This window comes from Pseudomonas sp. MWU13-2100 (genome assembly GCF_023242365.1).
Taxonomy (GTDB): domain Bacteria; phylum Pseudomonadota; class Gammaproteobacteria; order Pseudomonadales; family Pseudomonadaceae; genus Aquipseudomonas.
The window spans coordinates 1-1,700 of the sequence record NZ_JALLIX010000105.1; the positions used below are offsets into that span (position 1 = coordinate 1).

General features: G+C 60.8%; 2 protein-coding genes. Both read left to right on the plus strand.

The genetic code is table 11. From position 1 onward, the window contains the following. Positions 1–846, plus strand: an 846-nt coding sequence (locus M5B99_RS29500; RefSeq protein ID WP_248807440.1) for an ABC transporter permease subunit, incomplete at its 5' end; no start/stop codon positions are given. Continuing rightward, a partial coding sequence (locus M5B99_RS29505; protein ID WP_248807441.1) for an ABC transporter permease subunit occupies positions 843–1,700 on the plus strand: 858 nt, incomplete at its 3' end. The genes M5B99_RS29500 and M5B99_RS29505, both read left to right, overlap by 4 nt.

Sequence of the window (1,700 nt, forward strand, 5' to 3'; positions counted from 1 at the left end):
TTCCTCTGGCTGTTCCTGTTCTTCATGCTGCCGTTCTTCATCGTCCTGAAGATCAGCTTTGCCGAAGCGGACGTGGCGATTCCGCCCTACACCCAGATCTACAGCTTCGTTGAACAGAAGCTGCAGATCATGCTCAACCTCGGCAACTACACCATGCTGGGGGACGACGACCTGTACCTGGCGGCCTACCTCGGCTCGTTGAAGATGGCGTTTTTCAGCACCCTGCTGTGCCTGCTGATCGGTTATCCGATGGCCTACGCCATTGCCAGCGCGCGCAAGGAAGTGCAGACCGTGCTGGTGCTGCTGATCATGATGCCGACCTGGACCGCGATCCTGATCCGCGTCTACGCCTGGATGGGCATTCTCAGCAACAACGGGCTGTTGAACGGGTTCCTGATGTGGACCGGGCTGATCAGCGAGCCGTTGCAGATCCTCAATACCAACCTCGCGGTGTATATCGGCGTGGTCTATTCGTATCTGCCGTTCATGATCCTGCCGCTCTACGCCAACCTGGTGAAACACGACCAGAGCCTGCTGGAAGCCGCCTCGGACCTGGGTTCGAGCACCTTCAACAGCTTCTGGAAGATCACCGTGCCGTTGTCGAAGAACGGCATCATCGCCGGCTGCATGCTGGTGTTCATCCCGGTGGTGGGTGAGTTCGTGATCCCTGAGCTGCTCGGCGGTCCGGAAACCCTGATGATCGGCAAGGTGCTCTGGCAAGAGTTCTTCAACAATCGTGACTGGCCGGTGGCATCGGCGCTGGCGGTGGTGATGCTGGCGATCCTGATCGTGCCGATCATTCTGTTCAACCGTAGCCAGGCCAAAGAAATGGAGGGCAAAGAATGAAGCGCTTCAGTTTTTCCAGCCTGATGCTGGTCCTCGGTTTGCTGTTCATTTACCTGCCGATGCTGATTCTGGTGATCTACTCGTTCAACGCCTCGAAGCTGGTGACGGTCTGGGGTGGCTGGTCGGTGAAGTGGTACGTGGGCCTGCTGGACAACACCCAACTGATGGGCTCGGTGGCCCGCTCGCTGGAAATCGCCTGCTACACCGCGGTGGCCGCGGTGGCGCTGGGGACCCTGGCGGCGTTCGTCCTGACCCGGGTCACCCGCTTCAAGGGCCGCACGCTGTTCGGCGGCCTGGTGACGGCGCCGCTGGTGATGCCGGAAGTGATCACCGGCCTGTCGCTGTTGCTGCTGTTCGTGGCCATGGCGCAGTTGATCGGTTGGCCCCAGGAACGGGGGATCGTCACCATCTGGATCGCCCACACGACCTTTTGTGCGGCCTATGTGGCGGTGGTGGTGTCGGCGCGTCTGCGGGAGCTGGACCTGTCCATCGAAGAAGCGGCCATGGACCTGGGTGCCAAGCCGTGGAAGGTGTTCTTCCTGATCACCATCCCGATGATCGCGCCGTCTCTGGCGGCGGGCGGGATGATGTCCTTCGCCTTGTCCCTGGATGACCTGGTGCTGGCCAGCTTCGTTTCCGGGCCGGGTTCGACCACCTTGCCGATGGAAGTGTTCTCGGCGGTGCGCCTGGGTGTGAAGCCGGAGATCAATGCCGTGGCCAGCCTGATCCTGTTGGCGGTGTCGATCGTGACGTTCATGGTCTGGTACTTCAGCCGCCAGGCCGAAGAGCGCCGCAAGAAAGCCATCCAGTTGGCCATCGATGAAAGCGCGGCGGATTCCTGGAAACAGCCGGAC